At 42.3% G+C, this 23,720-nt stretch carries 21 protein-coding genes; 14 read left to right on the top strand and 7 right to left on the bottom strand.

Going from position 1 to position 23,720, the window contains the following annotated elements; genetic code table 11:
• Positions 1–101: 101 nt before the first annotated feature.
• Complete coding sequence (gene menD, locus H6H03_RS17330) at positions 102–1,952, bottom strand: 2-succinyl-5-enolpyruvyl-6-hydroxy-3-cyclohexene-1-carboxylic-acid synthase (RefSeq protein ID WP_190956317.1); 1,851 nt, start codon at positions 1,950–1,952, stop codon at positions 102–104.
• A gap of 382 nt (positions 1,953–2,334) precedes the next feature.
• On the opposite strand from menD, the gene folB reads away from it, so the two are divergent.
• The 3 genes from folB (at position 2,335) to H6H03_RS17315 (ending at position 5,383) form a co-directional block, all read left to right on the top strand.
• Complete coding sequence (gene folB, locus H6H03_RS17325) at positions 2,335–2,703, top strand: dihydroneopterin aldolase (RefSeq protein WP_190956316.1); 369 nt, start codon at positions 2,335–2,337, stop codon at positions 2,701–2,703.
• 577 nt (positions 2,704–3,280) lie between these two features.
• Positions 3,281–4,561 carry a GGDEF domain-containing response regulator gene (locus H6H03_RS17320; RefSeq protein ID WP_190956315.1) on the top strand — a complete coding sequence of 427 codons (1,281 nt, stop codon included), beginning with the start codon at positions 3,281–3,283 and terminating at the stop codon, positions 4,559–4,561.
• Between the two features lie 261 nt (positions 4,562–4,822).
• On the top strand, positions 4,823–5,383 hold the full coding sequence (locus H6H03_RS17315; protein ID WP_190956314.1) for a sugar O-acetyltransferase: 561 nt from the start codon (positions 4,823–4,825) through the stop codon (positions 5,381–5,383).
• On the opposite strand, the gene H6H03_RS17310 is transcribed toward H6H03_RS17315, so the two are convergent.
• A complete protein-coding gene (locus H6H03_RS17310) occupies positions 5,380–5,760 on the bottom strand; it encodes a calcium-binding protein (RefSeq protein WP_190956313.1) in 381 nt (126 codons plus the stop codon). The two genes, H6H03_RS17315 and H6H03_RS17310, sit on opposite strands and share 4 nt — an antisense overlap.
• A 1,153-nt stretch (positions 5,761–6,913) precedes the next feature.
• Here H6H03_RS17310 and H6H03_RS17305 point away from each other — a divergent pair.
• Positions 6,914–7,609 carry a hypothetical protein gene (locus H6H03_RS17305; RefSeq protein WP_190956312.1) on the top strand — a complete coding sequence of 232 codons (696 nt, stop codon included), beginning with the start codon at positions 6,914–6,916 and terminating at the stop codon, positions 7,607–7,609.
• 212 nt (positions 7,610–7,821) lie between these two features.
• Here H6H03_RS17305 and H6H03_RS17300 read toward each other — a convergent pair whose 3' ends face one another.
• Positions 7,822–9,366, bottom strand: a complete 1,545-nt coding sequence (locus H6H03_RS17300; protein ID WP_190956311.1) for a phytoene desaturase family protein — start codon at positions 9,364–9,366, stop codon at positions 7,822–7,824.
• A gap of 152 nt (positions 9,367–9,518) precedes the next feature.
• Between H6H03_RS17300 and H6H03_RS17295 the strand changes: the two genes are divergently transcribed.
• The 5 genes from H6H03_RS17295 (at position 9,519) to rbsK (ending at position 11,975) form a co-directional block, all read left to right on the top strand.
• Positions 9,519–9,743 carry a ribbon-helix-helix domain-containing protein gene (locus H6H03_RS17295; protein WP_190956310.1) on the top strand — a complete coding sequence of 75 codons (225 nt, stop codon included), beginning with the start codon at positions 9,519–9,521 and terminating at the stop codon, positions 9,741–9,743.
• The gene (locus H6H03_RS17290; RefSeq protein ID WP_190956309.1) at positions 9,698–10,060 is read left to right on the top strand and encodes a type II toxin-antitoxin system PemK/MazF family toxin; all 363 of its coding nucleotides are present in this window, start codon (positions 9,698–9,700) and stop codon (positions 10,058–10,060) included. The genes H6H03_RS17295 and H6H03_RS17290 overlap by 46 nt, the downstream gene beginning before the upstream one ends.
• Before the next feature lie 154 nt (positions 10,061–10,214).
• Positions 10,215–10,484, top strand: a complete 270-nt coding sequence (locus tag H6H03_RS17285) for a hypothetical protein (protein ID WP_099068776.1) — start codon at positions 10,215–10,217, stop codon at positions 10,482–10,484.
• Positions 10,454–10,900, top strand: a complete 447-nt coding sequence (locus H6H03_RS17280; RefSeq protein ID WP_190956308.1) for an HNH endonuclease — start codon at positions 10,454–10,456, stop codon at positions 10,898–10,900. Before H6H03_RS17285 ends, H6H03_RS17280 begins: the two co-directional genes overlap by 31 nt.
• Before the next feature lie 121 nt (positions 10,901–11,021).
• Entirely contained in the window at positions 11,022–11,975 is a 954-nt protein-coding gene (gene rbsK, locus H6H03_RS17275; protein WP_190956307.1) for a ribokinase, read from the top strand.
• A 56-nt stretch (positions 11,976–12,031) separates the two neighbouring features.
• On the opposite strand, the gene mreD is transcribed toward rbsK, so the two are convergent.
• From mreD to H6H03_RS17260, 3 genes are all read right to left on the bottom strand, one after another.
• Positions 12,032–12,667, bottom strand: coding sequence for a rod shape-determining protein MreD (mreD, locus tag H6H03_RS17270; RefSeq protein WP_190956306.1), 636 nt, complete (start codon positions 12,665–12,667; stop codon positions 12,032–12,034).
• 26 nt (positions 12,668–12,693) lie between these two features.
• Positions 12,694–13,494, bottom strand: a complete 801-nt coding sequence (mreC, locus tag H6H03_RS17265) for a rod shape-determining protein MreC (RefSeq protein WP_190956305.1) — start codon at positions 13,492–13,494, stop codon at positions 12,694–12,696.
• A 98-nt stretch (positions 13,495–13,592) separates the two neighbouring features.
• Positions 13,593–14,600: a rod shape-determining protein gene (locus H6H03_RS17260; RefSeq protein ID WP_190956304.1), complete on the bottom strand. Its 1,008-nt coding sequence runs from the start codon at positions 14,598–14,600 to the stop codon at positions 13,593–13,595.
• A 370-nt stretch (positions 14,601–14,970) separates the two neighbouring features.
• On the opposite strand from H6H03_RS17260, the gene H6H03_RS17255 reads away from it, so the two are divergent.
• Positions 14,971–15,330 (top strand): single-stranded DNA-binding protein, encoded by a 360-nt coding sequence (locus tag H6H03_RS17255; RefSeq protein WP_190956303.1) that lies wholly within the window; start codon positions 14,971–14,973, stop codon positions 15,328–15,330.
• Positions 15,331–15,382: 52 nt separating this feature from the next.
• On the opposite strand, the gene H6H03_RS17250 is transcribed toward H6H03_RS17255, so the two are convergent.
• Complete coding sequence (locus H6H03_RS17250) at positions 15,383–16,135, bottom strand: SIMPL domain-containing protein (RefSeq protein WP_190956302.1); 753 nt, start codon at positions 16,133–16,135, stop codon at positions 15,383–15,385.
• Positions 16,136–16,356: 221 nt separating this feature from the next.
• Between H6H03_RS17250 and H6H03_RS17245 the strand changes: the two genes are divergently transcribed.
• The 4 genes from H6H03_RS17245 (at position 16,357) to H6H03_RS17230 (ending at position 23,669) form a co-directional block, all read left to right on the top strand.
• Positions 16,357–16,770, top strand: a complete 414-nt coding sequence (locus H6H03_RS17245) for an EVE domain-containing protein (RefSeq protein ID WP_190956301.1) — start codon at positions 16,357–16,359, stop codon at positions 16,768–16,770.
• 87 nt (positions 16,771–16,857) lie between these two features.
• Positions 16,858–18,312 (top strand): cation:proton antiporter, encoded by a 1,455-nt coding sequence (locus H6H03_RS17240; protein WP_190956300.1) that lies wholly within the window; start codon positions 16,858–16,860, stop codon positions 18,310–18,312.
• An 876-nt stretch (positions 18,313–19,188) separates the two neighbouring features.
• Complete coding sequence (locus H6H03_RS17235; protein ID WP_190956299.1) at positions 19,189–21,066, top strand: N-acetylmuramoyl-L-alanine amidase; 1,878 nt, start codon at positions 19,189–19,191, stop codon at positions 21,064–21,066.
• 713 nt (positions 21,067–21,779) lie between these two features.
• Positions 21,780–23,669, top strand: a complete 1,890-nt coding sequence (locus tag H6H03_RS17230) for an N-acetylmuramoyl-L-alanine amidase (protein WP_190956298.1) — start codon at positions 21,780–21,782, stop codon at positions 23,667–23,669.
• Positions 23,670–23,720: the final 51 nt, after the last annotated feature.

Here is a 23,720-nt window from a genome sequence, read left to right as displayed (position 1 = left end):
GTAGAATGAAAATTTGAAACGCTTTTGGTAAATAAATTTTAACTTTGATACCAAAAGCATTTGACTTAATCGCTATACTTTGTCTTTCTATTGAACAACACCTAATAGAGTAGTTTAATCTCAATATCGACGGCAAATCTCCTGAAATTTTCTTGTCGCCAGTTAGCATCAGCTTTGCGATTTGTCTGCAATTCTAAAACCCGAATTCCTGTCGTTGGTAGCGGGTTTAATCTTTGCTGCAACTTTTCCCAAGAAGTAATTAATTCATACTGCACATTATAAGTAGCGGATAACTGAGCAAAATCAATATCTTGGGGAGTGCCGAAAAACTCTTCAAATGGTGGGTCAAATTTGGCGATGGGTAACATTTCAAAAATGCCGCCGCCGTTGTTATTAATTAACAAAATTGTCAGATGTCCTGCAAATTTATTGCGGATTAAAAAACCATTTGTGTCATGTAACAAAGCTAAATCTCCTGTTAACATCACACTACTTTGCTGCCGATGGGCAATTCCTAAAGCTGTGGATAATGTGCCGTCAATGCCATTCGCACCCCGGTTAAAATACGATCGCATTCTCAAATTATTCGGTTTCCAGAAAAATTCCACATCCCGCACAGGCATACTATTAGCAATAAATAGTGGTGTCCCTAGCGGTAGCGTTTGAGAAATTAACCAAGCTGCTTTCCCTTCAAATAATTCCTCCATATTCCCCATAGTTTGATCAACAGCTGCCCTAACTTGCGCTTCTGCTGCACACCAGTGGCGAAGGTAGTCAGGGAAAGAAGACGCGGAGAGTGGGAGACGCGGTGACGCGGAGAGTGTTTGTGATAAATTCCCCGTGTCCCCGTGTCCCTGCGTCCCCGCGTCCTCTTCATCTCCCCAAAAAAACTGCTCTACACTCATCCGCAAATGCGTCGTCCTCCCGTGCAAAGGGTCGAGGTTTTGGTTGCTGTTCTCGATTACCCAGCGTTGGGGTTGATTTGCATCTATCCAGGTACGTAATTCTTTACTAGTAGGCATTTCTCCTATCTGAATCACCATTTTAGGTGCTAGCTGTTTGGCTAGTTGCTGATTTCGTAAAATCAGGTCATAGGTGGAAATTAAATAGGGGTTGAGTTCGGCATAATTTCTCAGTGGGGAAAGTCCCTCTGCTAAAACAGGCCATTTGAGAGTTTGGGAAAGTTGAGCGATCGCTTTACAATACTCCTGTGGTTGCTGTGGTTGGGCTACACCTGCGATAATAATGCCGCGATCGCATTGTTTCCATTCTTGGGGAATGGGGCATGGGGCATGGGGTATGGGGCATGGGGTAATGTTTGCGATTCTTGCAAAGAAGTCTTCGGGGTAGAAATGGGATTGTAAAAAACTCAAGTCACTTCCATCGGGGATAGGCGCTAAAGGATCGCGAAAGGGAATATTCAAATGTACTGGGCCTTTCGTAGGGACTTGCGCGCTTTCCCAGCTATGAATTACCATTTGCCGCAGGTAAGCTAACATTCCCATATCAGCAGAGGGTAAGGCTAATTCGGCTTGCCAATTTGGGTAGTTACCATATAATCTCAACTGGTCTATGGTTTGGCCAGAGTGACAATCTCGCAATTCTGGGGGTCTATCGGTGGTTAACACCAACAGTGGTACGCGGCTATATGAGGCTTCTATTACCGCTGGATAAAAGTTCGCTCCTGCTGTGCCAGAGGTGCAAAGAACTACCACAGGGCGTCCGGTTGCTTTGGCTTGTCCTAAGGCGAAGAAGGCGGCGGAGCGTTCGTCAAGCACGGAAATTGCTTCAATCTCAGGCGCTTGTTGAGCAAAGGCTACCGCTAAGGGTGTGGAGCGTGAACCAGGACAAATAATAGCACAAGTCAATCCCAGCTGCTTTAGCGTCTCTGTTAAGATATAAGCCCAAAGTTGATTAACATTTTTAAAGGCGATCGGCATCAAATCAAACATAGCTATAAAACAATCTTAAGTTTGAGATTTTGTTTGGGGAAATTCAATTTACAGCCTTTTTCATGTATTTGAACCACATATTTCGTAGGGGCGCAAGGCCTTGCGCTCCTACCGCATGGTCTATTTACCTGAAAATAGCTGTAAAATCCGTGTTGGAAAGTTGACAAGGAAAAGTCCGAGGCTCGGTTTTTGAACCTTCAAGGGTCAAAAGCAGCTTTTCCTCACAAATGCTCCCGATGGAAACCGACACTGCAACGCGAGTTTGTTGGTAAGAAAATTTCCAGGCAGACTAGCTTGACGCCACTTGATTCAACTTTGGTAAGGATGGCAATGTAGTGACTACACTTTCTACAAAATGCACACAATTTCCTCTCAAACTTTTATGGACTGCATTTATTTAACAGGAATTCGCGGCTATGGCTACACTGGGTATCTACCAGAAGAACAGGTGCTAGGACAATGGTTTGAGGTTGATGTGAGGTTATGGTTGGATATCTCCGCAGCGGCTAAGACTGACGCGATCGAAGACACTTTAGATTATCGCAGCGTCATTAGCTTAGTACAACATCTGGTCAAAACTTCTAAGTTCGCTTTGGTGGAGAAGCTGGTAACGGTGATTGCAGATTCTATCCTCCAACAGTACGATCGCATCACACAAGTCCAAGTCACTCTCAGCAAACCTAGCGCACCAATTCCAGACTTTAGTGGCAAAATCAGCATTGAACTGACTAAAAGTAAGTCCGATCTCTAAAACACTAAGCGCGTTTTAGAGATCGACACCCATAAACTAGCAAAAATAGGGGTTTAGGTGGAGTGTGAAAATATCTCATCGACAGAATTTTTCCTGCCATTTATTCCCCTTGTCCCCTCACTCTTTCTCAAAAATCTAAAGCCTTAAATAACCGACTTCTAAATTATTCATGCCCTTATTGTGATTCCTGGCCGCTTAAAAATTTTACTCTCTAAACCCACTTCAAAAGAAGGAAATGAGAGATTAGTATGCTGGGAATTTATCAAGTTTTATTCTTGATTATTTTTTTGATAAATACTATACTAAATAAATTTACTTTTTATTAAGATAATTATTCTATATTTGTGAAGAGCAATTTTTGATTGCTCATAATTTATATTTTATGCTAATAACTTGATATTAGCTGTATATTATTATTAAATTAGCTTCAGAAAACACAGAAATTATTAGATGTAAATAACCTGCTGTTTGCTATTTAGCAAGGTATTGAGAGATTGTTTATGATAAGATTATCGAACTTTAGATCTAGTTGATGGTAACAGCGAAATCTCAACCTTAGCAAACAGGCTATCGTAACATGTTTCCCCACAAAATCCTAATTGTTGAGGATGAAAAAACCCTAGCCTCAAATATCAAAAAAAGTTTACAGAAGTTAGGCTATACCGTTTCAGAAATAACTGAGTCTGGTGAAGAGGCAATAAAAAAGGTAGCGGAATTTAAACCAAATTTAGTATTAATTGATATCTGCCTAGCTGGCGAAATTAATGGTGTGCAACTAGTCGATATTATCCAAAATAATTTCTATACACCTGTAGTTTATATCATAAATAGTTTTGAATATAAGATATTACAAAAAAATCAGTTAATTAAGCCTTTTAACTATATAATAAAACCATTTATTGAAAGCAATTTGCATTTTGTGATTGAAATGACTCTGTATAAACATCAGAGTGAAAAGAGATTACAGGAGGAAAAACAGAGACTGACAGCAATTATTAACAGTATGGGCCGCGGAGTGATTGTGACATATGCCAATGGTTGTATTCAAATGATGAATCCCACAGCAGAAATTATCACTGGTTGGAAACAAAGCGAAGCTTTAGGCAAAGAATTAGTAGAAGTTCTTAGCTTAGTTGATAAAGATGTAGGAGAAACAATTGAAAATTTAGCCATACATGTAATTGAAGCAGGTGAAATTTTCAATTTTCCAGAAAACTGTACACTAATTACCAAAGATGGGAAAGAAATACCAATAGAGGATAACGTTGCACCTATCCGCGATGGAGATGGCAATATTACTGGTGCAGTTTTAGTTTTTCAAGACATTACTAAACGCAAGGAAACAGAGGCACAACTGATCCGCAATGCGTTTTATGATGGATTGACAGAATTACCAAATCGTGTTTTATTTCTAGACAGACTAAAACAAGCAATTGAACGTAGCAAACGCAAAAGCGATTATTATTTTGGAGTTTTGTTTTTAGATTTAGATAACTTCAAAGAGATTAACGATCGCTTTGGGCATGGAGTAGGGGATGATTTTCTAGTAGCGATCGCTAGACGTTTAGAGTCATGCTTACGTAGTGGCGATACTGTAGCACGATTTGGTGGTGATGAGTTTACCGTTCTTTTAGAGGATATTAGAGACGTTACTGACGCTACCAATGTCGCTAGACGTATTCAAGACTCCCTCAGATTACCCCTTAACCTCGACGGAAATCAACTACAAACTACAGCCAGCATTGGTATTGCTTTGAATTGTAATAGCTATGAAGAACCTGCAACCCTACTACGCGATGCCGATACTGCTATGTATCGAGCTAAGCGCCAAGGAAAAGCTACTTATGCGATATTTTAATATTGACCAAGCTCTTTTGGGGTGGTATGGGAGTGTAAGAGTAATATAGCTCCAAAGTTTAAGGTTGAAAGCGAATTAATTTAGGACTTACGCAAGAAACCTCTCAAACTCTTATTCCTCAGTGTCCTCTGCGTTCTCTGTGGTTGGATTTTCCGTGACTTGTGCGTAAGTCCTGTAATTTATGAATAGGGATTCGCCACACCCTTATTTCTTAACTAATGTGCAAAAATTACTCTGGTATCCCTTGGGTATAAATCCGTCATGGAAAAAACCGAAAAACAGAAAATGCTCGCAGGCGAATTATATTGGGCAGAAGATCCCCAATTAGCTGCGGAAAATAAACGAGCTAGTCATTTGTTGCGAAAGTACAATTCTACAACCGAAGAACAGCAACAGCAACGACAACAAATTTTGCAGGAATTATTTGGAAAAATTGGTCAAAAAGCAACAGTCATACCACCTTTTCACTGTGACTATGGCAGTAATATTTTTGCTGGGGATAAATTATATTTAAACTATGGTTGTGTAATTTTAGACTGTAATACAGTTCGCATTGGTGATAATGTTTTATGCGCTCCTTACGTACAAATTTATACTGCTTATCACCCTACAGAACCGGAAATTCGCCTTTCTGGTAGAGAATTAGCAGCTCCAATTAAGATTGGTAATAATGTCTGGATTGGTGGCAATGCAATTATTTGTCCAGGTGTAACTATTGGTGATAATACAACCATTGGTGCTGGTAGTGTAGTTACAAAAGATATACCTGAAAACGTTATTGCTGTTGGCAATCCTTGTCGCGTGATTCGGAATTTATCTTAGAATTTATACCCTCTACCAATCCAATAGAGCCAGTCTGCGATCGCTTCAATCGTTTCACTATCAGCATCAATGGCTACTATTTCAGATAACTTGGCAGAATACACATCATCATCCTTACCATTAATATAAGCCACTTCAACCAACATATCTTTTAAGCACTCATCATCTGGCGCCATTCCCAGGACTTCAACTGGTTTCTCCTCTACTGAACCTGATTTACGGTTCTTCTTAGTCCATTTAGCCATAAACGGAAAATTCAGAGTTTCTTCCAGGTAGTAGTACCAACCCATGGCCCGATCTTCTTTATCTTCAGCATCTACAACGATCTCAGTTTGAATGCGATGCTCTCGGTTTTCGTCAAGTTCAACACTAGGCATAAAACAACGGTTTGCGTATGATGCACTATATGGTATATCGTTTTCGCGACTGTCTGTCAATAAAAGGGAGTAGGGGAGTGGGGAGATGAGGGCAAGGAGAATAATTATTAACTCTTGTACAGACGCGATTCATCACGTCTCTACTCTTAACTCCTCAGTCATCACTTCAGTTCGATAACGCCAGAAGCGCTAGTGTATTTAGTCTACCTCGATCGCTAGCCCTATGAGTCTAGTACTCAATCATCAGACATCGCTTTACTTCTTAACCTAAACTTATAAATAAATTAAAGATTGACTTATTTTCGATTACATCACAATAGTAAGCTGAGAACTAAGTAATAGTAATTAGCTATGATTAAACATAACTATATTTTTCTAAGATATTATGCCTAATACTTTATTTATCAAGCTTTAAGCTCAAGCCTTAGAAGTCATGTTTATTTACACCAACATAATTCACTTTAAATTTTTTACTGTATGAATTAAAAGATGCTATTGAATTGACAATTACTTTACTTAAACTTAAAAAAAATATTATTTTGCTTTTGGTAGACTAATTTATCAGCAACAATAGCAACTTATAAGATTAAAGTAACAATTTAACAATAGACTTTAAAAAAAAGTATGGTATTCTATAAAAAGAATGGACAAGTATGTAGGAATCTTGATGGAAAACATCATGAAATTCTATTTATGTATCTTCTTAACAACAGCCACGTAAACACTTATCTATGTTGTTGATTGTCTAGAATAGTCAAATGAAAAATCTTTTTTCTAAGAATCCATAATCTACAATTTAGAATCAGTTAGTTTATAGGAATTAGAGACACGAGCATAATAATTTTGAGAGTATTAAACAGGTGTAAAACGCTGAATTTTACAGCTATTGCCATTGGAGTATGAGTGTCTTCGGCTTCCCTCGTCAATTCTCAGGACTTTTTAATGTCTTATTCAACTAGCAATAAAACTTGTTCTGCAAAATAGAATCAAGTTTGGTTGCACGCTAAACATAATAAACAACAAAAAATTTTAGAAATTAATAAATAAAGTAAAAATGCAAATATCCCATCCAATTTATTGAATTTGAAAATACAATCTCAACAACATCTTTGAATTATCTAAAATCAAGCACATAAAATAAGGAGAATAATATATGCGTTTTTCTCACATTGCAGGAATTGTTGGTTGTACAACAGCAGCTTTCATAACGATTGCACCCATACAAGTAGAAGCTGCAACTTTTAAAGTGGAATCTGGAATCACTAGTATCGATCGCGACCACGAAAATATTCTCAGAAATATCGGGTTAATCATCACAGGCACTCAGGATATAGTCCCACCAATTCCCAGCAATTATTTAGTTGGCTTTCAAATCGACTCAGCTACCGACTTCACCTTCAGTGACGAAGGCGGTTTTACTCCACTCTTCGGTACAATCGAACATATTGGTACTGTTACATTCAACGAGCAAACTACTGTTGGTAACTTTTCAATTGGTTTTGCTCCCGGACGTACTATTCCTAATGCTAGCGGACTTGTTTTAACAGACACAATTTCTCCAGCAAATCCAATTTTGTTTGACTTGGCCGCTCCGCAATCTGTGATATTTGACGAACAAAATTTAACTCTAACTCTGGCTGATGTCCAATTGTTCATTTCTCCAGAGTTTGCTCAAGCACTTGGCGACTCTAATTTGGTAGGTTTGTTTGCTGGAACAGCACGAATTGATGCTAAAGTTGCCGCCGTACCCGAACCAGGAAGTGCCTTAGCAATTTTGGCTGCGGGTGCGGCTCTATTGGCAGCTAGATTTTGTACATTTAGAATTCAGGAGTCAGAATTTAAGAGTTAGAATTCAGAACTTAGAAGACTTTGATACTCAAGCTTTATATTTTGAAGAAAATCAAAATATCAAAAATCCATATTTATTCTGGATTCTGAATTCTTCTTAAATGCATTTAATATCTTGGCGTTGCAGAATCAGAATATGAAATGCCAAAATTACCTTTCCTTTTCTTTGTACCTTTGCGCCTTTGCGACTTTGCGTGAGACAAATTCATATTTTCAATCAGCAACGCCAATATCTTCAAGCATCTCTAAATGCTTGTTAACAGGTGCAAGAGTGTTGGCAGCAATCATCCCACTAGCGGCGACTGCTGGTAAACCAATACCAGGAAACGTCGAATCTCCACAGCACAACAACCCTGTTAGGGGAGTGCTGGGGCCGGGGAATATACCAGAACCAGCCGCAATTGCTGGGCCGTATGAACCTTGGTGACGACGCAGATAACGCTCGTGGGTTAGAGGTGTACCAACAAGGGTGACTTCGCAACGAGAACGAATATCTGGAATAACCCGTTCTAGCGCTTGCCACATTATCTCTGCACGCGATCGCTTTTGTTCGGCATATTCTTCACTTCTTCTATCCATCCCCCGCCAAATAGCATACGGCTCATTCCCTGGAGTATAAACGTGAATCACGTGTTTACCTGCTGGTGCAAGGGATGAATCTAGAACTGAAGGAATTGATATCACCACCAAATTTTGAGGTGCTGTTACCCCCGCTTCCCAATTATTCACCACTACATAATGACATTGTAAATTTGGCTGTAATCCTTCGGCATTAATACCTAAATGCAGATGCATGAAACTATCGCACTCAGGCGTCGCTTGTCTTTGAGCGCGGAACTGTTTTGATACTGCATTTTCAGGTAAAAGCTTCAGCGTGTCCCAAACCGATGCATTAGAAATTACTGCTTTGCGGGCGCGGATTTCTTGGCGATCGCCAAGACGCACACCCACCGCCCGATTACCCTCCACCAACACTTGTTCCACATGTGCGCCCAACATGAGCTTACCCCCGTGACGCTGCAATCCTTGGACGAGGGCGTCAACTAAAGCACCACTACCACCAATCGGATAATCCAGTACTGCCCCTGGTTTATACCAATCAGCAAACATAAATGCTACCTCTGCGGCGATCGTGCCATCTGCTGGCAAACCAGAAAGTAGAAAACACAGCAAATTCAGCCAATTTTGGGTAAATTTGTCTTTGACAACACCATCCATAACCCGGCTGAAAGGCCCAGTCAGCTTGAGGATACTTGCAATATGTTTTGCTAGAGTTGGGGCAAATCGTCCCACAGTTTGAACTGCACCCAAATCAAAGCGTAATGCTGCCGGTGACATAGCCGTTGCTGCACTGGCCAATGGTTCCATAACCCGTTGGAGTTGCTGCCATTGCGCTACAGCATCACGACCGCGCAATTTCATCAATACTTCAGAAAATTGCTCAGCCCCAACTGACGTGTCAAAATAACCTTCCGGCAGATAACAGCCCCAAGTCTCGTAGGTGACGCATGGTAATTCAGAGCCAATGGCATCAAGGACTTGGCGCAACGGATTTGTCGAGGGACTGTAAGAAAGTCCAGAGTAGAGAGACGGGCCACAGTCGAACTTGAAACCATTGCGCTCAAAAGCGTGGGCGGCACCACCAGGTATGGAATGACTCTCGCAGACTATCACATCAAAGCCATAGCGTGCCAAAAGAGCAGCACAACTTAAACCGCCAATACCGCTACCGATGACAACTACATCTGTGTTTTGCATATCCTATGTTTGCAATGATGGTTTTTAAGATTTGTTAAGCACTATTTGGCAGTATAGCTTGTTCCGATTGTTATAGAAGTCTGATGACAGTCCCACTTGTTAAGGTCAGTGCTAAAAGTTTATACTACTTATAGTATGACTTCAGGTAGGACATGGCTAAAATCTCTATTTCGCTACCGGATGAATTATTAACTTACATCGACCAACAAGTTGAAAACCGCAGTGCGCTAATTGAAAATCTTTTGAAACAATGGCGACAAGAACAAGAAGATGCTGCGCTAGCAATAGCTTGTTCTCTGGTGGATGAATTGGAATTAGGTTGGCAAAGTGAATGGCAGAACGTGGCGATTACCGACTGGGAAGCATCTGGCTCGTAACTTTCGATCCATCCTTAGGTACTGAGATTCGTAAAACACGGCCAGCATTAGTAGTTTCTGGTACAGTATTCAATGCTCAGCGAACCAAGGTGACCGTTTTACCTTTTACATCAGCACGACCAAATGATTCTCGGATTTCGCCTGCGGTGGTTGCAGTACCTTCATCAGCGCAGAATGGGCTGTCTGTAGATAGTCTTTTGGTATGTGTTGAACCAATGACTTTTGACAAAATGCGTTTGATTCAACGATTGGGCGAACTAGAAGCAGAACTACTAGAACAGGCGCAAAGCATTTTGCGTCAATATCTGAAACTGTAAGCTAAATATTGGTGATAATCCTCAAAAATTGAGAGATATTTAGTAGTTTTAAGGACTGCGATCGCATCGTAGTAATATGAGGCTGAGAACTTGTAAGCAATATAATCATCGATTAATTGAGGCACAATAGAACCAAAGGCACTCTGAACACACAATGACTACTCAATTGATGGTTCAACCCTCATCTTTAATGTCTTCTGGTATCAAGATGAGCGAATTCGGTGACATTTATCTTTTCAAATTTACCGATGAGCTACAGTCTCGCTTTGAAGAACTGTTGCAGAAGAAAAAAGCTGATACGCTCACTTCTGAAGAAGAAGCTGAATATGTAGGTATCTCCGAATTAGAGCGAATATTTACCTTGATTAACGCTCAACTAGCGGCGAAAAGTAAATGGTGTCCGAACAAACTCGAAGACTTGTAAGAAAACGAGCTGAGTATCTGTGCGAATACTGCCATTCGCCAGAATACTTGAGTCCAGACCGTTTTACTGTTGACCATATTATGCCGCAGTCTTTGGGTGGCTCAGATGAACTGGATAATTTAGCTTTAGCTTGTCATCGCTGTAATGAGCGTCACTATAATTTTACAGTAGGTACTGATCCTAAAACTCAAAAACAAGTCCCTCTTTTTCATCCCCGTCAGCAAAAGTGGTCTGAGCATTTTATTTGGACAAAAGACGGCAGAAAAATTGTAGGTATAACTCCTACAGGAAGAGCTACTAGCCATCGCTTTGACTTTAATGATGAACGTCGGGATGAGCCTTCGATTCAAGTAGCCCGTGGTTTTTGGGTAGAAGCGGGTTGGCATCCACCCCAATCAGATCCGCGTCAAGAATAAGAAAAAATGCCTTCTTGCTATATTCAGTTCCCACCAAATACCTAACTCCAAACAATTTAAGCACTGCGATCGCATCCTATACTATGAAGCTAAATAACTCATAAGCTAACCAAAAATCAGCATGAGCATTATCGTTTTTGGCAGCATCAATATGGACTTGGTAGCCACAGCACCCCGTTTACCAGTCGGCGGAGAAACCTTACTTGGAGAAGATTTTTTTCAAGTTTCGGGAGGTAAAGGAGCCAATCAAGCTGTAGCCCTAGCCAGACTGGGAATTCCTACTCAAATTGTCGGGCGTGTTGGTGCAGACAATTTTGGTGTTGAACTTGTCAAGAATTTGCAAGCATCTGGCGTGCAGACAAACAATGTTTTCGTTGATGAAACTGTTAGTTCTGGAGTCGCCATTATTACTGTAAGTCAGACTGGAGAAAATCAAATTGTTGTAATTCCTGGTGCAAATGGACGTGTAGATCGAGAAGATGTGCAACGATTATCTAGCTTATTACCAGAAGCTACAGCACTGCTTTTACAGTTAGAAATTCCGATTTCTGCGGTGGTTGCAGCAGCGAAAGCAGCGAGAAGCGCAAACATCAAAGTCATTCTTGACCCCGCACCGGCACAATCTAATTTACCTGCTGAACTTTATCCATTGATAGACGTTATCACACCGAATGAAGTTGAGGCTGGACAGTTGGTAGGTTTTGCTGTGGATGGAGAAGAAACAGCAGCCAAAGCAGCTGAGATTTTATTGCAACGGGGAGTTAAATGTGCGATCGTTAAATTGGGTGCCAAGGGTGTTTTTTGTGCAACTGCCCAGGAAAAGTTTTTTGTGCCAGCATTTCCAGTTGATGTAGTTGACACAGTAGCCGCTGGCGACGCTTTTAATGGCGGTTTAGCAGCAGCGCTTTTTCAAGGAATATCCTTACATCAGGGAGTTATTTGGGGTGCAGCAGCAGGCGCTTTAGCTGCCACAAAATCAGGCGCACAAACTTCCTTACCAGATAGGCTGACCTTTGATGCTTTTCTCAAAGAAAAAGTTAAGCTCATTCCATCCTCTTATAGAGATGGTATTTGACGCAGACTGATGACCGTTAACCGTTAACAGTCATCAGCCAACAGTTAACAGTCAGACTATTGCTCCGACAATTTCATCCGCTGCCACCAAAGATTCAGGGGATAATAAACGACAGGTGCCCAGAGACTACTAAGAATCGCTGAAGCAAGGGCGACACGTTGGTAGTATGTCCAAATATCTCCGGCTTGGCGTAGGTTGTGCCCACCGTAGACATCACCCATGAAAGTTAATTGCAAACCAAAGATAGTTTCTCCCAAAACTGCCATCACGAAGACAATTACAGCAATAGAAATAAAATCCTCTTCCATAAAGCGCTGTTTCTGGAGCAAACCAGTCAAAAATCCCACTATACCTAAACTCAGGGCATGAGTAGGTAATGGTGATGTCATTCCATCTTGAAGTAGCCCCAAAATTATCCCCGCCAATGCTCCGGTAAACATTGTGCGCTTCACACTCCAAGCCACCACCCAAATTAACAACCAGTTTGGGCCAATTCCCAATAATTCCATACCTGGCAAGCGGGTTGGCAACAAGAGTAAACATAAGACCACAGACCCAACTGTCACCATCCAACCCATCAACTGACGTACAGCAGGATGCCAACGAGAAAGCGGTGGAATTTGGATTTTCGATTTTCGCTTTGGCGATTTTGGCTTTTTCTGTCTGCTGCCAACAAATGCAGGAATCTTCATTTTTGTCTTGATTTTCAAGGAAGAATTTACTTAGACTTTTGCTCTGCCGACTTTTCGGTTTCCACATCTTGGTTTTCTGGCTTTGGATAGACGGCTACCCAATCTAGAAAGCGTATTGGCGGAAAAAGCTCAACTTTCGCTACTGAAGCTGGAAGTTTCTTTAAATCCAGCGACTTGATTCTTCCTACTGCCAACCCGGATGGAAATTTCTTGCTATAAGCAGATGTGGAAACTAAATCTCCTACCTTTGCATTTGGGACTTTTTCATAAAACTCCAACACAGCCTCCGCAGAAAAATCTCCTCGCAAAACACCTTTAGCGGCCGTGCGGCTAATTGTTACACCTACTTGACTCTTAAGATCGCTGATTAACAACACACGGCTAGTATTGGGAGTTACACTTTCCACTAAACCAACCAATCCCCCATCCGCCTTGACTATATAGCCTTCCTGAATCCCAGAATTAGTACCCCGATTCAAGGTTACTTGTTGCCACCACTGGTCAGCACTACGTCCCACCACCCGCGCTGGAATTGGCTTTGATGCCAGTGGTTCTTTTTCCACATAGCCTAATAAATTTTGTAACTTTTTCTTTTCACTTTCCAAATCTACTATACGAGTTTGTAACTCTAATATCCGAGCATCTCTGAGACGTTCTTCTGGAGTTGGCCCTGACTGTAACATCTGCAACGGACGGGTAATTGTGTAGTATGTTTCAAGTAATAACTCACCTTGAGTCTGTCGCAACATCCAAGCACTACCAGCGATTAAAGCTAACACCCCAATTTGCAACCCTTTATTGTCCCACCAACGCCGTACTGTAACCATATATACCTTTATATACTTAATAATTAAGTTCTACCTGGATTCTATTTATATAAAACCCAAATAGAACTCAAATAGAACTCAAGTCTGATATTTTTTCGCTACATATTGCGAGAGCGGGCGCTGAAAACTCGTTCCATTTGCTTAAAGTTTTCTAACACACGGCCTGTCCCCAGCACAACACAGCTTAAAGGATCGGCGGCAATGTGGGTGACAATCCCTGTTTCATGGCTAATCAGGGTATCTATACCTTTGAGCAAAGCACCACCACCAGCCAGCATAATACCTCTGTCAATAATGTCTGCTGCTAGTTCTGGAGGCGTGCGTTCCAATGTTCGCTTCACAGCTTCTACAATTACCGATAAGGGTTCGAGCATACTTTCACGGATTTCTGGGCCTTTGATTGTTACAGTTCGTGGCAGACCAGAAAGTAAGTGTAAGCCCCGGACTTCCATCATCAGATCGTTATCATCGTTAGTGGGATACGCAGAACCAAGGCGAATCTTTATTTCCTCGGCAGTACGTTCACCAATCACTAAGTTGTGCATTTTCTTCAGATACTGAACGATTGATTCAGTTAGTTCATCCCCAGCAATGCGTACTGATTCGCTCAGCACCGTACCTTGAAGACTTAGGACTGCAACTTCTGTGGTGCCGCCACCAATGTCAATGATCATGTTACCAGTAGGCTCAGTAACAGGTAGTCCTGCTCCAATTGCCGCTGCTACAGGTTCATCAATTAAGTAAACTTCCCTTGCGCCAGCTTGTTGAGCTGCATCCATCACAGCTCGCCTTTCTACTCCTGTGACGCCGCTGGGAATGCCAATGACAATCCTCGGTAAAATCAGGGATCGACCTTCATTTACACGTTGAATAAAGCTTTTGAGCATCAGCTCGGCAACCTCGAAGTCAGCGATTACGCCATCGCGCAGGGGGCGGAGAGCAATCACATTTCCAGGCGTCCGACCGAGCATTTTCTTGGCTTCTTCTCCTACAGCCAAGGCCACCTTTTCATTTTGATCGATGGCAACCACTGAAGGCTCTTGGAGTACAATACCTTTACCAGATACATAAACAAGGGTGTTAGCGGTACCGAGGTCGATACCCATATCCCATGATGTGCGAAAGTTCCTGAAAAGACCCACGCGTCTCTAAGCCCCCTATGTGCTACTTTTTGACTACAACAGTTAAGAGTTAATAGTGTTATATGCTATTCGTTTCTATCCTGAGTCCAGTAAACTAGACTATATTTTTATATAATTCCCAGCAATATTTACTATGTCTCAGGCATCTATTTTTTGATATTCTCTCGTTGACTTAGTATATCCGTATACTTTTATGTGTTTCCCCCAGTTTTATGTATAATTTTTCAATTCAATCATATTGTTAACTCTTTAACGCATTATTTTCAATAGTTTGACAATTAGCTATGATGAGAGTCTAGATTAATAGGTACAATTGTACTAAAAGGTAACGCACATGAGTATCAATGTTGTCACCCTCATTGGCCGTGTAGGCGGCGACCCAGAGATGAAATATTTTGAATCTGGTAGTGTTAAGTGTAGATTGACACTAGCTGTGAATCGCCGTACTAAGGAAGGCGAACATACTGATTGGTTTAATTTGGAACTATGGGGAAAAACGGCAGAGGTGGCAGGCAATTATGTACGTAAAGGTAGACAAATTGCAGTCAAAGGTTCCTTAAAGTTTGACACATGGAGCGATCGCCAAACTGGAGCAAACCGTTCTTCACCGGTGATCCAAGTAGATCAATTAGATTTATTAGGTTCTAAACGCGATGGCGAAGGGGGCGGAGATTTTTCGCCAGATAATTTCTAATTGCTCAATAGTCATTAGTCACGACAAAAGACTAATGACTAATGACTAATAACTAATAACTAATTTGCAACGTTACAGATGCTTCTACTTCCTGTTCGCCACCAACTACAGGAGTGGAAACATCAGCTGCATTCTGCAATTTAGCAGCCTCAGCACGATATAAAACAGGTCGTGGAGGGGGAGTGGCATTATTAACTTCAATGCTTACCACTTCTTTTGGTGACAAACCCAAGGCGCTGAAAACGGCATTAGCTTGCTGTCGAGCATTTTGGGTAGCTTCTGCTAATGCATCATTTTGCGCCCTAGTAATCGCTTCATCATTGGCAACAAAACTAATACCGTCAATTTGTGTTGCGCCGGCTTTCACTGCACCATCTAATAAGGTACCAGTTTGCTCAATGGGAATGCGAAAACTCACGGTGTTATTGGCAGCATAGCCTGTAATCCGCTGTACATTATTGTTGTAGCTATAAACTGGGTTGAGCCGGATACCAGTGGTTTGTAATTTGTCCACATTTTGGTTTTTCAGAAACGCAACCACAGCCGATGACCTGCGGGCGGCTTCTTGCTGTGCTTCCTGTGCAGTTTTAGCCTGAATTTCCACTCCTAAACTGACTTGGGATATGGTTGTGGGAATTTCTTGCGTTCCCCGACCATTAACAGTCAAGGTTCGCCACAATTTCTCCTTTTCTTGTGCCAATGCAGGCGGTAGTGTAAAAGTTGTACATAAAAGCAAAGTTAAAGACAGTATTTTCCACAAATTTGCAGATGGAAACAGCGAACCGGGTAAAGCGGCTCTAGTCATAAGATTTGCACTCCTCAGAACAAATATTTTTAATTAAGCGTATGTAGCAATCCTCTGGTGACTGTTGAAAGTTAACAGCCACCACAAGTTTTTCATAATTCAAATGCGATCGCTAGATACGATTTGTATGTTTATACTTTGACACCACCAGAATCAAAAGCGGGAATGGTTACATTTTTGGAAACTAAAAAGATTACATTAATCTTTTGGGAGATTTGGGTATGGCGTATTGGCTGCTGAAAACTGAACCAGAAAATTATTCTTACTTCGATTTGGAACGGGACGGCAGTACAATTTGGGATGGAGTCAACAATTCTCTAGCCCTCAAACATCTACGCACCATGCTAATTGGGGACTTGGCGTTGATTTATCACACAGGCAAAGAACGACAACTTATAGGTATAGCAGAAATAATTAGCCAACCTTATATCGATCCAGCACTCAACGATAGCAAACGGGTAGTTGTGGATGTGCGGGCAGTGCAAAGAGTACAGCAACCTGTGACTTTAGGGCAAATTAAGCAGGATGAAAAATTTACAGACTTTGACTTGCTGCGACTTCCGAGATTGTCTGTAGTTCCGGTTTCTCAAGTCTATTGGCAGCGCTTGATAGATATGACAAATGGCACAGATTAAGTCTTAGAAGCTGCAAATTTCGTATCGAAAGACAGATGTTTTTCAGAAACGCGTCAAAATCAAAGAGAAGGATTTTCACAGAACCCAATGCATTTGTTAAATCCAATCAACTTCTCTTTTCCTCTGCTGGCTAGCGCAACAGAAGCCGCAGACAGTTCAATGGTAGTAGCAGCAGTGCTACTAAGCTTAGTAGTCGTTTACCTCGCCAGCAAAGTTGGTGGCGAGTTATCCAACAAACTGGGTTTGCCGCCTGTCTTAGGCGAACTCGTAGGTGGTGTGGTAGTTGGTGTCTCTGTTTTGCATCTTTTGGTATTTCCAGAAGGCGGCACAGAGGCTTCTAATTCGTTGATTATGACCTTTTTGCAAACTACAGCTGGTTTATCTCCCGAAGCGACTCCAGCGGTGTTTGCAGCACAGTCTGAGGTCGTTTCCGTTTTGGCAGAATTGGGCGTGATCATCCTGCTGTTTGAAATCGGTTTGGAGTCCAACTTAAAAGACTTAATGGCAGTGGGTATCCAAGCCACCGTCGTTGCAGTGGTGGGGGTAGCAGTACCCTTTGCCGCTGGTACTGTGGGACTGATGACTTTGTTTGGTATCAGCGCTGTGCCGGCGATTTTTGCGGGGGCGGCTTTGACTGCTACTAGTATTGGGATTACTTCCAAAGTGCTATCAGAACTGGGGCGACTCAATTCTAAAGAAGGGCAGATTATTCTCGGTGCTGCTGTGATTGACGATGTGCTAGGAATCATCGTCTTAGCGGTAGTTGCCAGTTTAGCTAAAGATGGTGTAGTGGATGTTGGCAAAGTCATTTATTTGATTATCAGTGCCACTGGTTTTATTTTGGGAGCAATCTTGCTAGGGAATGTTTTCAATAGGTCTTTTGTGGCGATCGCTAACCATCTTAAAACACGCGGTGGAGTTGTGATACCAGCATTCGTCTTCGCCTTTGCAATGGCATATCTGGCCGCCGTCATCCACTTAGAAGCAATTCTGGGAGCTTTTGCCGCAGGTTTAGTCCTAGAAGAAACAGATAAGCGTAAAGAACTGCAAACGCAAGTCTGTCCCATTGCCGATATGCTGGTGCCAATTTTCTTTGTCACCGTTGGTGCAAAAACCGATTTGGGAGTCCTAAACCCAGCGATTCCCGATAATCGAGAAGGCTTAATTATGGCAACTTTCCTGATTATAGTAGCCATCATTGGTAAAGTAATCACAGGTTTAAGCGTGTTTGGTCAACCGGAAATCAACCGTTTAGCGATCGGTGTGGGAATGATTCCTAGAGGCGAAGTTGGATTAGTATTTGCTGGTGTTGGCGCTGCTAGCGGCGTTCTTTCCAAGCCACTGGGGGCAGCGATTATTATGATGGTTATCTTAACCACCTTTTTAGCTCCTCCCTTGTTACGATTTGTATTTCCAGAACCAAAAACCGCAGGGTCAGAGCAACTAGTTTTAGATGGTGCTTCTGGAACATCGCTGGTAATCGAACCACCCCAGTCGAAGGTATCAGTGACAGAAAAAACCACAGAATCTCGCGATAGTTAATCGCTGGGGCATTGGGGAGGCAGTGACAGGTACGTAGGGGTCTCCTCAAGTGGAGCAACTGCCGTCATGGGGTATTGGGCATTGAGAGTGCTGAGTTAAGAATTTTTCCCCCTCCGCTCCTCTGCCCCATCTCTCTGCTGACATTGGAAACTTCTCTCCCCAAATCTCCGTCCCGTGTGATTATAAAATTGTCGTTTGTTTATAGTTTCTACTAGTATTCGGAATGTTACTTATTTCTACTTTTCACCTGCTCCTCATACCAATTTATATCCAGAAGCGTAATTTATAAATTTCTCTTCCCTACTCCCTACTCTCTACTCCACCCAAAGTGAAAGTTACGATTTTAGAAAGCAGATTCTTATCACTCTTAATTTGAAGATTTTTCAAGTAATTGGGGAGTAGCTACCCATCAAAAAAGCTAGATTCACTGACAGTAGTGGGAATTATTTACTTAGTGCATCAATGGCAACAAACAACAAACAGTTATCAGTTATCTAGTTTTATTGGGAGTCAGAGTCGCCCACCTCTATAGGTGAAAGCTTTCACCTGGATCTAAATCCCGATATCAAACTTGGCAATCTTTTGCTGATAAATCATATTGATTGAAGTGTGCCTTTATACCATTTTAATTAAAAAAGGCATCAAAGCTCAAGTTTAGGTGGTGACGGTGTGATGATTTAGCAATGAGTTGAGATATTGACCCAAGCAGGGCTGAGCAATGAAATAAGTCAAATAAAGCACAAAACTATTATTTGGCGATCTAATCCAAGAGTTACACCAGCGTTTAGGCTTGTTGAAATGTGAATTTTAGTAACTTTGGACTATATACTCAGCACTACTGAAGGCTCCCATGAATGTGAATTAGGAGAAAGGACTGTGAAATTACACTGGTTACTACCCAGCGCTATTGGAACTATCTTGATGCTATCGTCGCCTGCAATGGCGGCAAGATTAGAATCTTGGCGCTTTGATGCCAATCAGAACAAACTGGAAATTAATACTGTCGGGGATGTTCAACCCCAAGCACAACTAATTTTCAACCCGACTCGGTTGGTCATTGATTTGCCAGGAACGACCTTTGGGCGTCCCCAGGTCACCCAACAGGTGGGTAATGGTATTCGTTATATCCGTGTTGGGCAGTTTGATACAGAAACAACACGTATAGTGGTCGAATTGACCCCTGGTTATACTTTAGACCCCAAACGAGTGCAATTTGTGGGAACAACTGGCGATCGCTGGACAGTGCAATTGCCCAGGCCAGAAGTTGATAGAACAGCATCACCTCCAACAAATATTTACAGTGTAGTAACCCCAGACTCTAGTCCTCAACCCGAACTCTCAAGAGTCGTCACCACTCCCCGATCTGCAACACAAATTGAGAGCCTACAAGTCACAGGTGATGGATTTTTCCTCCGCACCAGCGGTGCAAATCCTCCGATTCAGGTAGTTCGCAGCCGCGATCGTGCTAGTGTTTTTATAGATATCTCTGGCGCATCTTTATCACCACGCCTAATACAGCAAAGTAATCAGTCCGTTAACAAGTTCGGGGTTAGCCGTGTTGAATTTACCCAACTACGAAGTCAACCCCCTGGTGTTCGTTTCACTTTGCGGGTAGATAAAAATAGCCCAGACTGGCGAGCAACTAAAAGTGGTAATACTGGTTTAGTAGTTCTACCTACTCGTGTTGTGACATTACCTGGAAATAATAATTCTGACGATGGGTCAGAACCTGTTTCTTTTCCCAGCCGACCATTGGCTAACGACTCACCAGCTACAATTGAGTCGGTGGTACTGGCTGATAATGGTACACAACTGCTGATTAGAGCTGACCAAACAGTATCTGCTACAGGAGTTTGGGATAGAAACTCTGGTCTATTCCGCATCACAATTCCCAATGCTAAGTTAGCTCCCAGAGTCACGGGCCCTACCTTTGCTCCCAATAGCCCCATTCTGCGGGTACGCCTGCAATCCCAAGCACCCAACACAGTTGTTGTCTTAGTTCAACCAGCAGCCGGAGTGCAACTTGGTCAACCCAATCGCATCAGTGACCAGCTCTTGGCTCTACCAATACAAGGTTCTCGTCGAGTTGTCACACTTCCTGGCAGACCCCCTTATACTGTACCTCCATTACCACCGATAAACCGGGGCCCATTCCCAGACCCAAATAATCCCAATCCCCAACCTGCAAGGCAACCACAACGCCCAATTACTAATGGACGAGTGGTAGTCATCATTGACCCAGGGCATGGCGGTAAAGACTCAGGAGCAGTCGGTATTGGCGGAGTACGGGAAAAAGACATCATCTTGCCTATTGGTAAAAAAATAGCTCAGATTTTGCAGCAAAATGGCGTCCAAGTAGTTATGACGCGAGATTCTGACTATTTTGTCACCCTTCCGGGACGAGTGCAATTAGCAGAGCGAGCTAATGCTGATGTATTTGTTAGCATCCATGCTAATTCAGCAGGTGCGGGGCGTCCGGATGTCAGTGGCTTGGAAACCTACTATTACGATAGTGGTTTGGGTTTAGCTCGCATTGTCCATAACAGTATTCTCCAAAGCATAAATATCAGAGATCGGGGAGTGCGTCGAGCCAGATTTTATGTCCTCAGAAAAAGTTCCATGCCTTCGATTCTCGTAGAAACAGGTTATTTGACTGGTCGAGAGGATAACGCTAAACTCAGAAGCTCAGCTTACCAGAATCAAATGGCAGAAGCGATCGCTCGTGGCATCCTGCAATACCTGAAGAGAAGATAAGTAATTATGTCTATATTTTTGAGTAAATAAATCTAAATGATTACTAAATTTATACAATTTAATAGTGATTATCATGACGATATTGCTAGTGTTGAGAACAAATTTATCTCACCTAGACTCATCACAACCTCAAACTCCCAACTGGCATAATTCTAATTACTCAGTTGTAGGCAAAAAATTACCTATTTTTTGTACTTTACCTAAAAAATTTAGGTATTCTTGCGGCGGAACAAGAGTCGCTTGTTTGCTATTGTCATCTGATGCTTTGTACGTCTAATTTATAGCAATCCAATTTAATTTGTGAAAAAATACCGTACACCTAAAGGCAACAGGTAACAGGCAAGAGGCAATTAAGGGAATTCCAAAAAATAAATTATCTAATTTTACTGCTTCCAAGCTACTTTCCCTCCTCCAGCTAAAAGCTCCCTAGCCCGTGCCACCAAAGCGATAGGATATTTTTATTTGGAAGTCCCTAATGTTTATCTATTGCCTATTCTCCATTGCCTGACTCTACGAGTAAGTTCAAAAATCAAATAGGAATCCTATATATGGGCTAATGGCATGGCAAAATCGGATGAGCGTGCTATATTTTACGCCATTAGCTGTGTCTTAATAACAGCGCAAAACTCAAGTCTAGGCGGTGACGGTGTGAGGATTTGCCAATATGTTGAGATGTTGACGGCTCCCATGAATGTGAATCAGGAGAAAGGACTGTGAAATTACGCTGGTTACTACCCAGTACTATTGGAACTATCTTCATGCTGTCGTCGCCGGCAATGGCCGCGAGACTAGAATCTTGGCGCTTTGATGCCAATCAAAACAAACTGGAAATTAATACTGCGGGAGATGTCCAACCCCAAGCACAGTTAATTTTCAACCCAACTCGGCTGGTAATTGATTTGCCAGGAACGACATTTGGGCGTCCGCAGCTAAACCAACAAGTCGGTGGTGCAATTAGCGCTATCCGCATCGGGCAGTTTGACGAACAAACAACGCGTATAGTCGTCGAATTGACCCCTGGTTATACTTTAGACCCCAAACAAGTGAAATTTCTAAGTACAACTGGCGATCGCTGGATAGTGCAATTACCTACGCCAGAAGCCGAAAATGTACCTGCAAGAACTACTCAACAGCAAGAAATAGCTACAGTAACTCCACCAAGAACACCGACAGCAGCGTTATCTCCAAGAAATATTTATAATGTGGTGACAACCGACAGCGTTAATCCACCGAATAGGGGAACAGTTGTCGCTAGAGTTACTCAAATTGAAAGCTTACGAACTACAGGCGATGGCTTTTTCGTGGCCACCAGTGGCGCTAACCCTCAGATTAAGGTAAATCGTAGCAGCGATCGCCAGCTAATTAATATTGATATCGCTGGTGCAACTCTCTCACCAAATCTCCAGCAGCGAGATGTACCAATTAATCGTTATGGGGTCAGTCGCATCCAATTCTCCCAACTGGAAAGTAGCCTGTCTGTTGTTCGCATGACCTTACAGGTGGACAAAAATGGTTCTGACTGGCGGGCAACTACCAGTACTATTGGTGGTTTTGTGGTTCTGCCCAGTCGTGGTATTGCCCAGTTACCAAGCAACAATACTCCACCTTCTGTATCATCTGCGAACGATTCACCTGCCACCATTGAGTCTGTAGAACTAGCTGGTAATGGCACACAACTGTTAATTAGAGCCGACCAAAGTTTATCTGCCACAGGAGGCTGGGATAGAACCTCTGGTCTATTCCGCATCACCATCAATAATGCTCGATTAGCTCCTAAAGTTAAAGGACCAACTTTTAATCCTAATAGCCCTATCCTCCGCGTTCGCCTGCAACCACAACCAGCCAACACTGTCACCGTCTTAATTCAACCAGCAGCCGGAGTGCAAATTGGCGAACTCAACCAAGTGGGCGACCAGCTTTTGGCTTTAGAATTACGACGGTCTGGTAAGATACCCCCCATTGTTTTACCTCCGCTTCCATCACCAAACCAAGGTCAATTCCCCAACCCCACAGATAATCCTCGCCCCACATCCCAGCCACGGCCACGCCCCCCAGTTCCTAATGGAAAATTGCTAGTAGTTATTGACCCAGGACACGGTGGTAAGGACTCAGGCGCCCCCGGTTTGGGCGGACTGTTGGAAAAAGATGTAGTCTTGCCTATTGGTAGAAGGGTAGCAGCAATTTTAGAGCAAAATGGTGTACAAGCAGTATTAACACGAGATGCTGACTTTTTCGTAGAACTTCAGGGACGAGTAGATATCGCCGAGCGAGTTAATGCTACTTTGTTTGTGAGCATTCACGCTAATTCTGTTGATAATCGCCCTACTGTCAATGGCTTAGAAGTCTATTATTACGACAGTGGTTATGCTCTGGCTGAAGTAGTTCGTAATACGATTTTGCAAAACATCTCTACCATTAAAGACCGGGGAACGCGCAAAGCTAGATTCTACGTTCTCCGGAAAAGCTCTATGCCCTCGATTTTAGTGGAAACAGGTTATATGACTGGTTACGAGGATAATCCGAGATTAGGATCGCCAGAGTATCAAAATCGAATGGCAGAAGCGATCGCTAGTGGCATTCTCAAATACTTACGCCAAAGGTAATATAGTAAAAATTACTCATTTGAGAGGTGGTATTTAGACTTGTTTTTAGTA

The sequence above is a fragment of the Nostoc paludosum FACHB-159 genome, from assembly GCF_014698835.1.
Classification (GTDB): Bacteria; Cyanobacteriota; Cyanobacteriia; order Cyanobacteriales; family Nostocaceae; genus Nostoc; species Nostoc paludosum.
The sequence above is the reverse complement of the archived record's forward strand: the minus strand, read 5'-3'. Positions and strand labels throughout refer to the sequence as shown.